Genomic DNA, 14,150 nt, shown 5'->3' with positions numbered 1-14,150 from the left:
CGCCACGCGGTCGCGGGGAGGGTGGGCTGGAACCCACCGGTAAGGCCGCCTGGGTCAGGTCAGCCAGCCGCCCAGCACGATCAGCGCGACCACGCTCAACCACGCCAGCAACGCCCGCAGGAACGCGCTGCGCATGCGCGCCAGTTCCAGCAGCGGGTCGGTGCGCTCCTCGACATAACCGTCGCCGGCTTCGATTTCCACCTCGATGTCGGCGCAGGCCGCGGCCGCCAGGAAATCGGGGCCGTCGGTGTACCAGCTGGTGGGCGCCGCATGCAGGCGCCAGCGATGCCAGGCGGCCATGACCGCATCCCAATGGCCGACCAGCGCCAAGGTGAAGACCAGCAACTGCGCGGGCAGCCAGTCCAGCGCGTTGGCGACGTAGTGCGCGTGGCGGCGGCTGGCTGCGTCCAGCGCCAACGTGTCGTCGCGGCCCAGCGCCTGCGCCAGCCGGTAAAGCAGCGCACCGGCTGGCCCCAGTACGAAGAACCAGAACAACACCCCGAAGCGCCGGCGCAGCGCAGCGAGCGCCACGGCTTTGCCCAGTGCGTGCGCACTCCAGGCGACCTGCCCGCCCGGTTCGGCCAGGCGCTGCGCGGCGGTCTGGCGAGCGACCGGATCGGGGGCGTGCAGGATCGCTTCCAGATCCGCCTCGAAGGGGTGCGGACCGAGGCCGTAGAGCAAAACCACGACCGCGAAGGCCAGCTGCAGGAAGCCGCCGAGCGGCAGCTGGCCGAACAGTTCGGCCAGCAGCAGGCAGAGCACGGCCGGCACCACCAGTGTCAGCAGCACGCGTCCGCGTCCGGCGGTGTCGTCCAATTGCCGCACCCAACCTCGGAACACGCCATCGCCCCGCCATTGCGCCAGCTGCGGCAGCAGATGCAAAAGGCCGAGGGCGATAAGGGCGGCGAGCAGGCTGAGGGCCATCGGAAAACTCCTTGGATGCCGCCATTCTAGGGCAAGCGTTGCGGCGCACCCGTGCGCGACCGCCATGCACGGCCCGCCCCCAGGTACGGGCCTACGGGGTATCGGCCGTGAGCGCGTCGAGCTCGAGCCCTGCGCGTTCGCGCAACCAGTGCGCCAGCAGCTGGTAAGACACCGACAGCCGCGTCGGCGTGGCGAAGCTGCCATCGGCCAGGCCATCGACGATTTGCGCGGGTGTGAACCAGCGCGCTTCCTCCAACTCGCCGTCGCGCAGGTTGATCGCGGGGTCCACGGCGCTGGCAATGAAGCCGATCATCAGCGAGGCCGGCAACGGCCAGGGTTGCGAGGAGTGATAATGCACCGCGCCCACGCGCACGCCGGCCTCTTCGGCTACTTCGCGGCGCACGGCGTCTTCGAGCGATTCGCCCGGTTCGACGAAGCCGGCCAGCGCCGACCAGCGGCCCTTCGGCCAGCTTGCCTGGCGGCCGAGCAGGCAGGCACCGTCGTGCTCGACGATAGTGATGATCGCCGCGTCGGTGCGGGGGAAATGGAGGCGTCCGCACGTCGCGCTGGTGCACTGCATGCGGTGGCCCGCAGCGACCCGCACGAGCGGCGCGCCACAGCTGCTGCAGAAGCGCGTCTCGCGTTGCCAATGCGCCAGGCCCTTGGCGTAGGCGAACAGTCCCGCCTCGGCGGCGGACAGGCGCAGGCCCGCTTCGCGCAGCCCGATGCGCCGCGCGGCCAGGCGTTCTTCCAGCGAATCCAGCGATTGGCTCTCGTCCAGCGCGAGCAGGAAATGCGGGCAGCCCTCCGCGATGCCAAGCAGGCTGGCCGGCACATCGGCGAACAGCTCACGACGCTCGGCGTCGCTCAACCAGCGCAGACCCTCGGCTTCGCGTAGCAGGAAACTTTCGCCCGAAGGGTCGAGCAGGAGGTAGCGCACCTCGCCACAAGCGGCTTGTTCGAGCAGCCACGCGTCGTGGTCGCGGCGCTCGGCCATGCGGTCGAGCACCAGGCTAAGGCCGGCGAAGATGTTGGTGACGGCAGCGGCCATCGAGGGCTCAGGTCGAAAACGAGGAGCCGCAGCCGCAGGTGGTCTTGGCGTTGGGGTTGCGGATGACGAACTGGGCGCCAGAGAGACTCTCCGCGTAGTCGATCTCCGCACCGGCGAGGTACTGCAGCGACAGCGGATCGACCAGCAGGGTGACGCCTTCGCGATCGAGCGCGAAATCGTCCTCGGCCTGGGCCTCGTCAAAGGTGAACCCGTACTGGAAGCCCGAGCAGCCGCCGCCGCTGATGTACACGCGCAGCTTCAGCGCCGGGTTGCCCTCCTCGACGATCAGTTCGTGCACCTTGCGTGCGGCGGCCTCGGTGAAGACCAGCGGCGCGTTGGCCTGGCGGTAATCGGGAATCGAAACGAGTGTTTCCATGCGGCGAATGTGCGGTTGCGAAGGCGCGATCTCAAGGATAGCGCCTACCGGACGCCAGAAGTCTGGCCACGGAGTACGCCCGGCCCTGCCTGGTGCTGTGAGTTCGCCCCAACGGGAGGCACTGCTTCTGTACGGCTACCGCCATCAGGCCGGCACGGCCTCGTCGAGTTCGGCATCCGGCTGAGGCGGCGACGGCAGTTCGCGTGCTACCGCTTCCACGCGATGGCTCATGCGCCCGTTCACTTGCGCGCCGCCAGCCATCTCCAGCGTGCGGTAGTGCACGTCGCCGGTGATGCGCGCCAGAGGCGCCAGCTCCAGCCGCTCGCCGGCGTGGATGTCGCCCTGCACGGCGCCGTTGACGATCACGTGCGGTACGTGGACGTCGCCCTGCACCTGGCCATACTCGCTCACGGTGAACACGGCGTCCTCGCCGTCGGCCAGCACGGTGCCCTCGATGCGGCCATCCAGGTGCAGCGCGCCGCTGAAGCGCAGGTCGCCGCGGATCACCGTGCCGCGGGCGATCAGGCTGGTGTCGTTGCTACCGTCGGCACGGTCGGTGCGGCGTCGGTTGAACATGGTCAGTTTCCCCCTTCGATCGTAGTGAGGTTGCCCGACAGCGCGTCGCTCCACGCCACGGCGCGGTCGACGGCGTCGCCATCCTCGGGTTTGACACGGATGCGCAGCCGCGTCGGCTTGAAATCGACCGGCAACATGAACGTGGCATGCAGCTGCTGGAAATAGCGGAAGCGGAAGGGTAGGCCCTCCTGTTGCGCGGCATCGCCCAGTTGCGACCAGTCCAGCGCCACTACCTTGTCACCGCGCACGCCTTCCACGCTGAGCGTGACGGTGCCGCTGACGTCGCTGCCGCGTTTGGCGTTCTGGGTGAGGCTGAGCGCGAGGTTCCAGGCATGCGAGCCGTTCACCGGGCGCAATTGCACTTCCTGCACCTTGAGCCCTTCACGCTGCGCGTTGCCGCCGACCAGGCGCGAGTAGAAGCCCAGGTCCGCGCGCAGGCCATTGATCTCCTCGTCGCGTTCGGTGAGCGTGCCGCGCAAGGACTGGGTCGCGATGTCGGTGACCTGTTGCGCGCGCGTGAGATTGGCGATCTGCTGCTTGAGCTGTTCGTTCTGCGCGGACAGTAGCTTCGCTTCGCGATGATCGATCGCGGCCGGCGTGGTGCGCCAGGCCAGCACGCCGACCACGGTTCCGGTCAACAGCAGGCTGGCCAGCCAGGCCGCACCCAGCCACAGCCGACGGCGGCGCTGGCTGGCTTCATCGTGCGGACGCACGACGAAGCGCGGAGGCGGGCGTGAAGCCATGTAAATATCCGGAACTGCTGGGGTGACCGGTATAGCGGCAGCGTGACGAAAGCGTCAAGGAACGGCCGCACGGTTTGCACACCAAATGGGCGTCGCCCACCGCAAGCCGCCGTGTCAGCCGTGGTGGAAGAAGCCCACCACAAGGCGATTTCAACCCATCTTGCTCTGCAGGTAACGCTCGGCGCCGATGTCCTTGACCAGGTTGAGCTGGGTCTCGAGCCAGTCGATGTGCTCTTCCTCGTCGTGCAGGATGTTCTTGAACAGGTCGCGGCTGACGTAGTCGGCGATGCCTTCGCTGTGCGCGATCGCGGCGCGCAGGTCGATCGCGGCGGCCAGCTCCAGGTCGAGATCGCCCTGGATGCATTCGAGGACGTTTTCGCCGATGCGCAGCTTGCCCAGGTGCTGCAGGTTCGGCAGTCCGTCGAGGAACAGGATGCGCTCGATCAGGTGATCGGCGTGCTTCATCTCCTCGATCGACTCCTTGTATTCGTGCTCGGCCAGCTCGCCGTAGCCCCAGTCCTTGAACATGCGGTAATGCAGGAAGTACTGGTTGATGGCGGTCAGTTCGTTGTAGAGCACCTTGTTGAGGTACTCGATGACCTTGGCGTCGCCTTTCATGGGGTGAGTCTCCAGTCTGTCCGACCGGCGACTATACGGGCTTGCCCGTGGCGGGGGAGAAACGCGAATGGTTGCGGTTTGGGGCCCGCGCCCGTCAGGCGGTGACCAGCGGCAGTGGGAACGCCACCTGCGCCAGGGCAGTCTCGAGCGTGGCGCGTGCCTCGGGCTCGCAGCAGCCACAGCAGTCGGAGCAGCCGGTACGCGCCTGTAGCTCGGAGAAGGTGCGCACGCCGTCGGCGACGGCGCGGCGGATATCGCCGTCGGTCACGGCGTTGCAGAGGCAGATGTACATGCCGCGCATTCCAGCGCGAATGCGAATGATTGTCAACTAGGTTTCCGCACTCTTGTTCAGGCGACCGCGCGGTCGCCTGGACGGGTGCCCTCGGGCGCGCGCGGCAGGGCGCCGAGCTGGACGCTCAGCAGCTCCTCCACCAGCGGCGCGAAGTGGCGAAGCGCGCGTTCGTACACCTGGCGCTTGAAATTGACCACGTGCACGGCCGGATACCAGAAGTCGACCCAGCGCCAGATATCGAACTCCGGCTTGTCGCAGGCGTCCAGCTTGAGTGCCTCCTCGCCGCCGACCAGGCGCAGCAGAAACCACACCTGCTTCTGGCCGATGCAGGTGGGTCGCTGATGGTGGCGCACATAGCGGTTGGGCAGGCGATATCGCAGCCAGCCGCGGGTGCTGGCGATGACTTGAACATGTTCCGGCGCGAGCCCCGTCTCTTCGGCCAGTTCGCGGTACATGGCCTCGAGCGGGGTTTCGTCGCTGCGCATGCCGCCCTGCGGGAACTGCCAGCCATCGTGGCTGACGCGGCGGGCCCAGAACAGCTGGCCGTCGCCGTTGAGCAGCACGATGCCTACGTTGGGGCGATAGCCATCCGCGTCGATCATGTCGCCTCCTCAAGCCCGCGTGCCACGGATGCAGCGGCCCTGGACCTCGAATCCAACCATAGCGCGCGTGACGTGGGAAAGCGAAGAGGCTTGAACCGGCCGGATGCGCCGATTACACTGCCGGGCTCCGTTGGCGCCTCGCGCCGGCGATGCCCCATGGCTATGTAGCTCAGCCGGTTAGAGCACAGCACTCATAATGCTGGGGTCGGTGGTTCGAGTCCACCCATAGCCACCACGCGCCCGCGGCGCCGTGTCTTTCCCACCGCCTCCCCTTTGCGTCGTCGCCTTGGCCTGGCCCCGGGGCGACATACAATGGCTCGCTATGCACATCCATAAAATGTTCCAGATCGAGGCGGCACACCGGTTGCCCAACGTGCCGGCCGGGCACAAGTGCGCGCGACTGCACGGGCATTCGTTCCGCATCGAGATCCACGTCGAAGGCGAGCCGGACCTGGCCATGGGCTGGGTGATGGACTTCGCCGACGTCAAGGCGGCTTTCGCGCCGCTGTTCGAGCAGCTGGATCACCACTATCTCAACGAGATCGAAGGGTTGGAGAACCCGACCAGCGAGATGCTTGCGCGCTGGATCTTCCGTCGCCTGGAGTCCCGCCTGACGGGGCTGGACCGGGTGGTGGTGCACGAAACCTGCACGTCGGGTGCGAGCTGCAGCCGGGATAGCTTCTGATGCGTTGCGGAAGCTTCTCGCGTCCGGCCCTTTGGTGGCGTCCGTTGCTTGATGTTGCAATGCACAAAAACCTTTGCTAGGCTTGTTTCACTCCCAAGACTCCCGCGAGGGGCAAGCCATGACCAAGCCGTTCGATTCCCAGATGTTTGCCTACGCCCGTCAGTTCGCCGACAACGCATTCAAGGCGCAGGCGCTGGTCTTCAAGGGGCTGGAACAAACCGTCGGACTCCAGTTGGCCGCGCTGGAACAGCATTCCCACGCCGCCGCCGATTTCCTGCTCACCGCTGGCGAGGCGCGTGACCCCGAGGCCCTGCGCGGCTTGTGGGACAAGGGCGTGGCGCTGAGCCGTGCCCAGGCCGAACAGGGCGTGGCGCTGAGCCAGAACCTGGTGGCCGTGGGTCGCCAGACGGTCGAATCGCTCGGCGCGATGGTGCAGCCGCTCACGGCCGCCAACGACGCGGTCGCCGCGAATGCCGCTGCTGGCCGTAAGGCGGCAGCCAGGTAAGGGCTTCTGCCCGCGTCCCATCCTCCCCGCCGGGACGCACTTCGAGGGTCGGACTTTGGTCCGACCATTTTTTATGGGGACTCGATGCAAGAACTTGCGCCACCTCTCAAGGTGAACACGAGCGCCCGCACGACAAGATGTCGCAGCCGCTGCGGCTTGTCCGTCCAAACGCCCGGCTGATATACTTTTGCGGATTGGATCGTGGCCCGCAGCTGCAAGGGTGACGCCTGGTGCGAAGCCGCGCGGGAACACACGTGCTCAACAGTCTTGCCTCCGGACGCCGTCTGGCCCTGCGCATCGTGATGTGGCAGGTCGCCGCGGCAGCGCTGGTCGGCCTCGTCTTCCTGATGCAGGGGCGCCGCGAAGCCTTGGCGGCTCTTGCAGGCGCCCTTGTGGTGGCGCTGGGCAACGCGCTGCTTGGCGCGCGGGCCTTCGCCGGGATGCACGGGGCTGGCATGGCACTGGGCCGGCTGCTGGTGGGCATGATCCTCAAGTGGATTGCGGTCATCGGAGGGATGGGCGTGATCCTGATCAAACTGAAGTTGCCGCCGCTGGCTGCCATTACGGGGCTGGCGGCTGCTTACGCGGTTCATCTGCTGGCGTTTCGATTCAAGGGTTGACACATGGCAAGCGAGCCGCAGGGCGGTCTTACCGAATACATCTCCCACCACCTCAAGCACCTGACTCCGCATACGAGTCCGGAAGGCTTCTGGGCGGTGCACGTCGATTCGGTCACTGTGTCGCTGGTGCTCGGCGTCCTGTTCTGCCTTTGGTTCTGGGCGAAGGCACGCAAGGCGACGGCCGGGGTGCCCGGCAAAGGTCAGGCGTTCGTCGAGATCGTGCTCGAGTTCGTCGACGGCCAGGTCAAGGACGTGTTCCACGGCGACCGCCGCGTGCTGGGCCCGCTCGCGTTGACCGTGTTCGTCTGGGTGTTCCTGATGAACGCGATGGATCTACTGCCGGTCGATCTGTTGCCCTGGATCACCGAGAAGTTCGGTATCGGCCACTTCCGTGCCGTGCCCACGGCCGACATCAACATGACGTTCGCGATGTCGTTGACCGTGCTGATCCTGATCATCTTCTACAGCTTCAAGGCCAAGGGCTTCAGCGGCTACATGCACGAGATGTTTACCGCGCCGTTCGGCAAACACCCGCTGCTGTGGATCCCCAATTTCGCGCTGAATCTGGTCGAGCTGCTCTCCAAGCCGGTGAGCCTGGCGATGCGACTGTTCGGCAACATGTACGCCGGCGAGCTCGTGTTCATGCTGATTGCCGGGCTGTTCACCGCCGGCAGCTGGGCGCTGTATGGCATGGGCATCATCGGCTACACCGTGTGGGGGATCTTCCACATCCTGATCATTTCGATCCAGGCCTTCATCTTCATGGTGCTGACCGTCGTGTACATCTCGATGGCTCACGACCACCACTGATCTGCAGTCCCGTCTTTCGAACAACGTCCAACCGAAACACATAAGCTTTTCTTTCTGAGGAGATCGTCGTGGAAGCTATCGTTCAAATCGCGCAAATCCAGGGTTTCACCGCCATCGCGCTGGGCCTGATCATCGGCCTGGGCGCCCTCGGCGCCTGTATCGGTATCGGCGTCATGGGTTCGAAGTTCCTGGAAGCCGCTGCCCGCCAGCCGGAGCTGGTGCCGCTGCTGCAGGGCCGCATGTTCCTGCTCGCCGGCCTGATCGACGCGGCGTTCCTGATCGGCGTGGCGCTGGCGATGTACTTCGCGGTGGCCAACCCGCTGCTGTCGGCCCTCACGGCGAAGTAAGCCCGAAGCGGCGCTTGCGCACCGCTCCCCTACGGGCGCCCGCGTCAGCGGCGCCCGTACCCGTATCACCCCGCATTTACAGGTAACGCAGCGATGGATTTCAACGCGACCTTGATCGGCGAAATGATCGCCTTCGCGATCCTGATCTGGTTCACGGTCCAGTTCATCTGGCCGCACATCAACAAGGCCATCGAAGAGCGCCAGCTCAAGATTGCCGAAGGCCTCGATGCCGCCGAGCGCGCCCGCGCCGAGTTGCGCGATGCCGACAGCAAGGTGGCCGCCGAGATCAAGGTGGCACGCCAGCAGGCGGCCGAGATCATCGATCGCGCCCAGCAGCAGGCCAATCAGATCCTCGATAAGGCCCGCGCCGATGCCATCGGCGAGATCAACCGCCTGAAGGCCAGCGCGCAGGACGACATCGCCTCGATGGCCCAGCGTGCCCGCGAGGAGCTGCGCGAGAAGGTCGGCGCGCTCGCCGTGCAGGGCGCCGCCAAGATCGTGCAGCGCGAGATCGATCCGGCCGCGCACAAGGCGCTGCTCGACCAGCTCGCCACCGAGATCTGACCATGGCCCAGGCAATCACGCTCGCCCGTCCGTATGCGCGCGCCGCCTTCGAGCTGGCGCACGAGGCCGGCACGCTCGGCGAATGGTCGCAGGCCTTCGGCTTCGCCGCGGCGGTCGCGAAGGACCCGCGCGTGGCCGCGCTCGTCGGCGATCCGCGTGTGCAGCCGATGCAGCTCGTGGCGCTCCATCTGCCGCAGGGCATGGCTGCCGACAACGCGTTCGCGCAGTTCCTCACGACGCTCGCCGAACAGCGCCGCCTGGCGCTGTTGCCGGAAGTGGCGGATCTGTACGAGGAGCACAAGCGTGAGGCCGGCTCCCAGCTGAAGGTCAAGGTGACCAGCGCGATGGCGCTGGATGCCACGCAGGCCGAGCAGCTGAAGGCGTCGCTCAAGCGCCGCTTCAAGCGCGAGATCGAACTGGAAGCCAAGGTCGATCCAGCCTTGCTCGGCGGCGTGGTGATCGATACCGGCAACGAAGTCATCGACGGCTCCGCGCGCGGTCGCCTGCAGCGTCTCGCCAGCGTCCTGGCAAATTGATTCAAGCGCGGCGTTCGCGTCGCGAATCGGGGCCGGCCATCCGGCACTGAAGAAAATATCGAAGAGTAAAACCGGCCATGGGGTCGGACTCTTGAAAAAGCATTCCCAAATTCAGGAAAGCGACCATGTCCAGCACCACTCTGAACCCGTCCGAGATCAGCGAACTGATCAAGAGCCGCATCGAGCAGTTCAAGCTCGGTGCCGAGGCCCGCAACGAAGGCACCATCATCAGCGTGTCCGACGGCATCGTGCGCATCCACGGCCTGGCCGACGTGATGCAGGGCGAAATGATCGAGCTGCCGGGCAACGCCTTCGCGCTCGCACTGAACCTCGAGCGCGACTCGGTCGGCGCCGTGGTGCTGGGTGAGTTCCAGCACCTGAAGGAAGGCGACACCGCCAAGACCACCGGCCGCATCCTCGAAGTGCCGGTCGGCCCGGAGCTGCTCGGCCGCGTCGTCGACGCGCTGGGCAATCCGATCGACGGCAAGGGCCCGATCGCCGCCAAGAAGACCTCGCCGATCGAGAAGGTCGCGCCGGGCGTGGTGTGGCGCAAGTCGGTCGACCAGCCGGTGCAGACCGGCTACAAGGCGATCGACTCGATGATCCCGATCGGCCGCGGCCAGCGCGAGCTGATCATCGGCGACCGCCAGACCGGCAAGACCGCCGTGGCGATCGACGCGATCATCAACCAGAAGGATTCGGGCATCTACAGCATCTACGTCGCGATCGGCCAGAAGCGCTCGTCGATCGCCAACGTGGTGCGCAAGCTGGAAGAGAACGGCGCGCTGGCCAACACCATCGTGGTCGTCGCCTCGGCCTCCGAGTCCGCCGCGTTGCAGTACATCGCGCCGTATTCGGGCTGCGCCATGGGCGAGTACTTCCGCGACCGCGGCGAAGACGCGCTGATCGTGTACGACGATCTTTCCAAGCAGGCCGTGGCTTACCGCCAGATCTCGCTGCTGCTCAAGCGCCCGCCGGGTCGCGAAGCCTACCCGGGCGACGTGTTCTATCTCCACTCGCGCCTGCTCGAGCGCGCCGCGCGCGTCAACGAGGCCTACGTCGAGAAGGAAACCAACGGCGAGGTCAAGGGGAAGACCGGTTCGCTCACCGCGCTGCCGATCATCGAGACCCAGGCCGGCGACGTGTCGGCGTTCGTGCCGACCAACGTGATCTCGATCACCGACGGCCAGATCTTCCTGGAGACCGACCTGTTCAACGCCGGCATCCGCCCGGCCGTGAACGCCGGTATCTCGGTGTCGCGCGTGGGCGGTGCGGCGCAGACCAAGATCGTCAAGAAGCTCTCCGGCGGCGTGAAGCTGTCGCTGGCGCAGTTCCGTGAGCTGGCTGCGTTCGCGCAGTTCGCCTCGGACCTCGACCCGGCCACCCGCGCCCAGCTCGACCGCGGCCAGCGCGTGACCGAGCTGATGAAGCAGAAGCAGTACGCGCCGCTGTCGATCGCCGAGCTCGCGCTGTCGGTGTACGCCGCCGAGAAGGGCTACCTGGACGACCTGCCGGTCGCCAAGGTGCTCGACTTTGAGCGTGGCCTGCACGCGTTCTTCCATCAGAACCATGGTGAGCTGATGAAGAAGATCGTCGCCACCGGGGACTGGAACGGCGAGATCGAGGGCGTCTTCAAGAGCGGCCTGGACGAATACAAGAAGACCGGTTCCTGGTGAACCCGCCGGAGGGCTTTCGGGCCCGCCGTGCACGTTGATGGCGGGCGATAAGCCCGCCCCACGCAGGTCGAACCCAAGAGCAGACAGATGGCAAGCGGACGCGAAATCAAAACCAAGATCAAGAGCACGCAGAACATGCGCAAGGTGACGCGTGCGCTCGAGATGGTCTCGGCCTCGAAGATCCGCAAGGCGCAGGACCTTATGAAGGCCTCGCGTCCGTATGCGCGGATGATGCGCCGGGTGATCGCCCACGTGGCCCAGGCCAACACGGACTTCAAGCATCCGTTCCTCATCGAGCGCGAGAACGTGGCGCGCGTGGCCTTCATCGTGATTTCCACCGACCGCGGCCTGTGCGGCGGCCTGAACTCCAACCTGTTCCGCCGCGTCCTGCCGGCAGTGCGCGAATGGCAGGACAAGGGCGTGCAGGTCGACGTGGTGGCGATCGGTCAGAAGGCGATCCAGTTCTTCCGCCGCATCAAGGGCGTCAACCTGGTCGGCAGCGTCAGTCATCTGGGCGAGCGTCCCAAGCTCGAACAGTTGGTCGGCGTGATCAAGGTCGTGCTGGACGCCTATACGGCCAATGGGCTGGATCGAGTGTTCCTGGCCTACAACGACTTCGTCAACACCATGACGCAGAAGCCGATGGTCGATGCGCTGCTGCCGCTGCCGCTGGTTGCGGCCGAGCTGGCCGCGCAGCAGGCGTCGGGCGACAACGCCTATGCCGGCATCACGCTGGAACAGACCCACGACTGGGACTACATCTACGAACCCGATGCCGCCGCCGTGCTGGAACACGTGCTCGGCCGCTACATCGAGTCGGTGGTGTACCAGGGCGTGCTGGAGAATCTCGCCAGCGAGCACGCCGCGCGCATGGTCGCCATGAAGAGCGCCTCGGACAACGCCAACAAGGTCATCGCCGAGCTGACGCTCAGCTACAACAAGGCACGTCAGGCCGCGATCACGCAGGAGATCTCGGAAATCGTTGGTGGTGCCGCGGCGGTGTGAGTGCTGCGGTGTTTACTAGTGCGAGCATCCATGCTCGCAAGAGCAGATCAAAAAGCGGCCATCCATGGCCGCACTCTTCACAAGAGCGACGCTTCGGTGGCGCTTTTTAAAGAAACCTAGAAATCCATCCGGAGCACATCCATGAGCCAGGGCAAAGTTGTTCAGATCATCGGCGCGGTCATCGACGTCGAGTTCGCGCGCGATCAGGTGCCGCAGGTGTACGACGCACTGAAGATCGACGGCATGGACATCACGCTGGAGGTCCAGCAGGTGCTGGGCGACGGCGTCGTCCGTACCATCGCGCTGGGCTCCACCGAAGGTTTGCGTCGCGGCCTGGTCGCGCACAACACCGGCGAAGGCATCAAGGTGCCGGTCGGTGCCGCGACCCTCGGCCGCATCATGGACGTGCTCGGCAACCCGATCGACGAGGTCGGCCCGATCAACGCCGAAGACCACTGGGTCATCCACCGCGAAGCGCCGACCTACGACGAGCAGGCCGCGGCCAACGAGCTGCTGGAAACCGGCATCAAGGTGATCGACCTGGTCTGCCCGTTCGCCAAGGGCGGCAAAGTCGGCCTGTTCGGCGGCGCCGGCGTGGGCAAGACCGTGAACATGCTCGAGCTGATCAACAACATCGCAACCCAGCACGCGGGCCTGTCGGTGTTCGCCGGCGTGGGCGAGCGTACCCGCGAGGGCAACGACTTCTACCACGAGATGCAGGACGCGGGCGTGGTCAAGCTCGACAACCTTCCCGAATCGAAGGTGGCGATGGTTTACGGCCAGATGAACGAGCCGCCGGGCAACCGTCTGCGCGTGGCACTGACCGGCCTGACCATGGCCGAGTACTTCCGCGACCAGAAGGACGAGAGCGGCAAGGGCAAGGACGTGTTGCTGTTCGTCGACAACATCTACCGCTACACCCTGGCCGGCACCGAGGTGTCCGCGCTGCTCGGCCGTATGCCGTCGGCAGTGGGCTACCAGCCGACCCTGGCCGAGGAAATGGGCGTGCTGCAGGAGCGCATTACCTCCACCAAGACCGGTTCGATCACCTCGATCCAGGCCGTGTACGTGCCCGCGGACGACCTGACCGACCCGTCGCCGGCGACCACCTTCGCGCATCTGGATGCGACCGTGGTGCTGTCGCGTAACATCGCCGCGCTCGGCATCTACCCGGCGGTGGACCCGCTGGATTCGACCAGCCGCCAGCTCGATCCGAACGTGATCGGCGCCGAGCACTACGACGTCGCCCGCCGCGTGCAGGGCACGCTGCAGCGCTACAAGGAGCTCAAGGACATCATCGCGATCCTGGGCATGGACGAGCTGTCCGAGGAAGACAAGCAGGTCGTGTCGCGCGCGCGCAAGTGCGAGCGCTTCTTCAGCCAGCCGTTCCACGTGGCCGAAGTGTTCACCGGCGCGCCGGGCAAGTACGTGTCGCTGGCCGAGACCATCCGCGGCTTCAAGATGATCGTGGACGGCGACGTGGACCACCTGCCGGAGCAGGCGTTCTACATGGTCGGCGGCATCGACGAGGCGATCAAGAAGGGCGAGGAGATGTCCGCCAAGAAGGCGGCCTGATCCGACGGCGGGCCATCCGGCCCGCCATCCCCTGAGCAGAACGAGACATCCACATGGCAACCACCATCCGCGTCGAAGTCGTCAGCGCCGAAGCCGCGATCTACTCGGGCGAGGCCACGATGGTCGTCGCCACCGGCGACCAGGGCGAGCTGGGCATCACGCCACGCCACGCCCCGCTGATCACCCGCCTGAAGCCGGGCAAGGTCGTCGTGACCGAGGCCGGCGGCGAGAAAGTCGACATCTCGATCACCGGCGGCGGCATCCTGGAAGTGCAGCCGCACGCGGTCACCGTGCTGGCCGACACGGCCGTGCGCTCCGAGGAGATCGACGAGGCTGCCGCCCTGGCCGCCAAGAAGGAAGCCGAGGACGCCCTGGCCAACCGCTCCGACGCCATCGACGTGGCCGAGGCGCAGGCCAAGCTGGTCGCCGCGCTGACCCAGCTGCAGGCGCTCGAGCGCCTGCGCCGCAACCTGAAGCACTGACGGGTTGCGAAGCATCACCAGGGAACGCCGGCCTTGCGCCGGCGTTTTCGTTTTCGGCAACCGGGCTCGCGTTCCCTCCGGAAGGAGGGTTTGGGATAAGGGGCCGCGCTTGCGGGTACACGCAAGTCAGCTGTGGTTCCGAACGGATTTTTCCGTGAGCCCC

At 66.1% G+C, this 14,150-nt stretch carries 19 protein-coding genes and 1 tRNA gene; 12 read left to right on the top strand and 8 right to left on the bottom strand.

Annotation, left to right across the window (positions count from 1 at the left end; genetic code table 11):
- Positions 1-54: 54 nt before the first annotated feature.
- The 8 genes from ACFWZ4_RS07340 to ACFWZ4_RS07305 all read right to left on the bottom strand — a co-directional run bounded on the left by ACFWZ4_RS07340 (position 55) and on the right by ACFWZ4_RS07305 (position 5,182).
- Complete coding sequence (locus ACFWZ4_RS07340) at positions 55-924, bottom strand: beta-lactamase induction protein (protein WP_439704067.1); 870 nt, start codon at positions 922-924, stop codon at positions 55-57.
- Positions 925-1,015: 91 nt separating this feature from the next.
- Positions 1,016-1,975: an NAD(+) diphosphatase gene (gene nudC, locus ACFWZ4_RS07335; protein ID WP_439704066.1), complete on the bottom strand. Its 960-nt coding sequence runs from the start codon at positions 1,973-1,975 to the stop codon at positions 1,016-1,018.
- A 7-nt stretch (positions 1,976-1,982) separates the two neighbouring features.
- Complete coding sequence (erpA, locus tag ACFWZ4_RS07330; RefSeq protein ID WP_439665148.1) at positions 1,983-2,351, bottom strand: iron-sulfur cluster insertion protein ErpA; 369 nt, start codon at positions 2,349-2,351, stop codon at positions 1,983-1,985.
- Positions 2,352-2,495: 144 nt separating this feature from the next.
- Positions 2,496-2,927, bottom strand: coding sequence for a bactofilin family protein (locus ACFWZ4_RS07325; RefSeq protein ID WP_439704065.1), 432 nt, complete (start codon positions 2,925-2,927; stop codon positions 2,496-2,498).
- Positions 2,928-2,929: 2 nt separating this feature from the next.
- On the bottom strand, positions 2,930-3,670 hold the full coding sequence (locus ACFWZ4_RS07320) for a DUF6776 family protein (protein WP_439704064.1): 741 nt from the start codon (positions 3,668-3,670) through the stop codon (positions 2,930-2,932).
- Between the two features lie 150 nt (positions 3,671-3,820).
- A complete protein-coding gene (gene bfr, locus ACFWZ4_RS07315; protein WP_439665150.1) occupies positions 3,821-4,288 on the bottom strand; it encodes a bacterioferritin in 468 nt (155 codons plus the stop codon).
- 94 nt (positions 4,289-4,382) lie between these two features.
- The gene (locus ACFWZ4_RS07310) at positions 4,383-4,589 is read right to left on the bottom strand and encodes a (2Fe-2S)-binding protein (protein WP_231326092.1); all 207 of its coding nucleotides are present in this window, start codon (positions 4,587-4,589) and stop codon (positions 4,383-4,385) included.
- Positions 4,590-4,636: 47 nt separating this feature from the next.
- Positions 4,637-5,182: an RNA pyrophosphohydrolase gene (locus ACFWZ4_RS07305; RefSeq protein ID WP_439704063.1), complete on the bottom strand. Its 546-nt coding sequence runs from the start codon at positions 5,180-5,182 to the stop codon at positions 4,637-4,639.
- Positions 5,183-5,340: 158 nt separating this feature from the next.
- Between ACFWZ4_RS07305 and ACFWZ4_RS07300 the strand changes: the two genes are divergently transcribed.
- The 12 genes from ACFWZ4_RS07300 to ACFWZ4_RS07245 all read left to right on the top strand — a co-directional run bounded on the left by ACFWZ4_RS07300 (position 5,341) and on the right by ACFWZ4_RS07245 (position 13,987).
- Positions 5,341-5,417, top strand: a tRNA-Met gene (locus ACFWZ4_RS07300).
- 87 nt (positions 5,418-5,504) lie between these two features.
- A complete protein-coding gene (gene queD, locus ACFWZ4_RS07295; RefSeq protein WP_439704062.1) occupies positions 5,505-5,867 on the top strand; it encodes a 6-carboxytetrahydropterin synthase QueD in 363 nt (120 codons plus the stop codon).
- 118 nt (positions 5,868-5,985) lie between these two features.
- The gene (locus ACFWZ4_RS07290) at positions 5,986-6,372 is read left to right on the top strand and encodes a phasin family protein (protein WP_439704061.1); all 387 of its coding nucleotides are present in this window, start codon (positions 5,986-5,988) and stop codon (positions 6,370-6,372) included.
- Positions 6,373-6,626: 254 nt separating this feature from the next.
- A complete protein-coding gene (locus ACFWZ4_RS07285) occupies positions 6,627-6,992 on the top strand; it encodes a hypothetical protein (protein WP_231322889.1) in 366 nt (121 codons plus the stop codon).
- Positions 6,993-6,995: 3 nt separating this feature from the next.
- On the top strand, positions 6,996-7,802 hold the full coding sequence (atpB, locus tag ACFWZ4_RS07280; protein ID WP_439704060.1) for a F0F1 ATP synthase subunit A: 807 nt from the start codon (positions 6,996-6,998) through the stop codon (positions 7,800-7,802).
- A gap of 68 nt (positions 7,803-7,870) precedes the next feature.
- A complete protein-coding gene (gene atpE, locus ACFWZ4_RS07275; protein ID WP_291196641.1) occupies positions 7,871-8,149 on the top strand; it encodes a F0F1 ATP synthase subunit C in 279 nt (92 codons plus the stop codon).
- A 93-nt stretch (positions 8,150-8,242) separates the two neighbouring features.
- Entirely contained in the window at positions 8,243-8,713 is a 471-nt protein-coding gene (locus ACFWZ4_RS07270; protein WP_291196643.1) for a F0F1 ATP synthase subunit B, read from the top strand.
- A gap of 2 nt (positions 8,714-8,715) precedes the next feature.
- Positions 8,716-9,249 carry a F0F1 ATP synthase subunit delta gene (locus ACFWZ4_RS07265; protein ID WP_439704059.1) on the top strand — a complete coding sequence of 178 codons (534 nt, stop codon included), beginning with the start codon at positions 8,716-8,718 and terminating at the stop codon, positions 9,247-9,249.
- A gap of 125 nt (positions 9,250-9,374) precedes the next feature.
- Positions 9,375-10,925 carry a F0F1 ATP synthase subunit alpha gene (gene atpA / locus ACFWZ4_RS07260; RefSeq protein WP_439704058.1) on the top strand — a complete coding sequence of 517 codons (1,551 nt, stop codon included), beginning with the start codon at positions 9,375-9,377 and terminating at the stop codon, positions 10,923-10,925.
- An 87-nt stretch (positions 10,926-11,012) separates the two neighbouring features.
- Complete coding sequence (gene atpG, locus ACFWZ4_RS07255) at positions 11,013-11,930, top strand: F0F1 ATP synthase subunit gamma (RefSeq protein ID WP_439704057.1); 918 nt, start codon at positions 11,013-11,015, stop codon at positions 11,928-11,930.
- A 141-nt stretch (positions 11,931-12,071) separates the two neighbouring features.
- A complete protein-coding gene (gene atpD / locus ACFWZ4_RS07250) occupies positions 12,072-13,505 on the top strand; it encodes a F0F1 ATP synthase subunit beta (protein ID WP_439704056.1) in 1,434 nt (477 codons plus the stop codon).
- A gap of 53 nt (positions 13,506-13,558) precedes the next feature.
- Positions 13,559-13,987 carry a F0F1 ATP synthase subunit epsilon gene (locus tag ACFWZ4_RS07245; protein WP_091335041.1) on the top strand — a complete coding sequence of 143 codons (429 nt, stop codon included), beginning with the start codon at positions 13,559-13,561 and terminating at the stop codon, positions 13,985-13,987.
- The last annotated feature ends 163 nt before the right edge of the window (positions 13,988-14,150 follow it).

It is taken from the genome of Frateuria sp. GZRe12 (assembly GCF_051900535.1).
In the GTDB taxonomy this organism is placed as follows: domain Bacteria; phylum Pseudomonadota; class Gammaproteobacteria; order Xanthomonadales; family Rhodanobacteraceae; genus Frateuria_A.
The sequence above is the reverse complement of the archived record's forward strand: the minus strand, read 5'-3'. Positions and strand labels throughout refer to the sequence as shown.

Coding starts and splice junctions, on each gene's coding strand:
- ACFWZ4_RS07340 (WP_439704067.1), bottom strand. CDS start 924: ATGGCCCTCAGCCTGCTCGCCGCCCTTATCGCCCTCGGCCTTTTGCAT.
- nudC (WP_439704066.1), bottom strand. CDS start 1,975: ATGGCCGCTGCCGTCACCAACATCTTCGCCGGCCTTAGCCTGGTGCTC.
- erpA (WP_439665148.1), bottom strand. CDS start 2,351: ATGGAAACACTCGTTTCGATTCCCGATTACCGCCAGGCCAACGCGCCG.
- ACFWZ4_RS07325 (WP_439704065.1), bottom strand. CDS start 2,927: ATGTTCAACCGACGCCGCACCGACCGTGCCGACGGTAGCAACGACACC.
- ACFWZ4_RS07320 (WP_439704064.1), bottom strand. CDS start 3,670: ATGGCTTCACGCCCGCCTCCGCGCTTCGTCGTGCGTCCGCACGATGAA.
- bfr (WP_439665150.1), bottom strand. CDS start 4,288: ATGAAAGGCGACGCCAAGGTCATCGAGTACCTCAACAAGGTGCTCTAC.
- ACFWZ4_RS07310 (WP_231326092.1), bottom strand. CDS start 4,589: ATGCGCGGCATGTACATCTGCCTCTGCAACGCCGTGACCGACGGCGAT.
- ACFWZ4_RS07305 (WP_439704063.1), bottom strand. CDS start 5,182: ATGATCGACGCGGATGGCTATCGCCCCAACGTAGGCATCGTGCTGCTC.
- queD (WP_439704062.1), top strand. CDS start 5,505: ATGCACATCCATAAAATGTTCCAGATCGAGGCGGCACACCGGTTGCCC.
- ACFWZ4_RS07290 (WP_439704061.1), top strand. CDS start 5,986: ATGACCAAGCCGTTCGATTCCCAGATGTTTGCCTACGCCCGTCAGTTC.
- atpB (WP_439704060.1), top strand. CDS start 6,996: ATGGCAAGCGAGCCGCAGGGCGGTCTTACCGAATACATCTCCCACCAC.
- ACFWZ4_RS07270 (WP_291196643.1), top strand. CDS start 8,243: ATGGATTTCAACGCGACCTTGATCGGCGAAATGATCGCCTTCGCGATC.
- ACFWZ4_RS07265 (WP_439704059.1), top strand. CDS start 8,716: ATGGCCCAGGCAATCACGCTCGCCCGTCCGTATGCGCGCGCCGCCTTC.
- atpA (WP_439704058.1), top strand. CDS start 9,375: ATGTCCAGCACCACTCTGAACCCGTCCGAGATCAGCGAACTGATCAAG.
- atpG (WP_439704057.1), top strand. CDS start 11,013: ATGGCAAGCGGACGCGAAATCAAAACCAAGATCAAGAGCACGCAGAAC.
- atpD (WP_439704056.1), top strand. CDS start 12,072: ATGAGCCAGGGCAAAGTTGTTCAGATCATCGGCGCGGTCATCGACGTC.
- ACFWZ4_RS07245 (WP_091335041.1), top strand. CDS start 13,559: ATGGCAACCACCATCCGCGTCGAAGTCGTCAGCGCCGAAGCCGCGATC.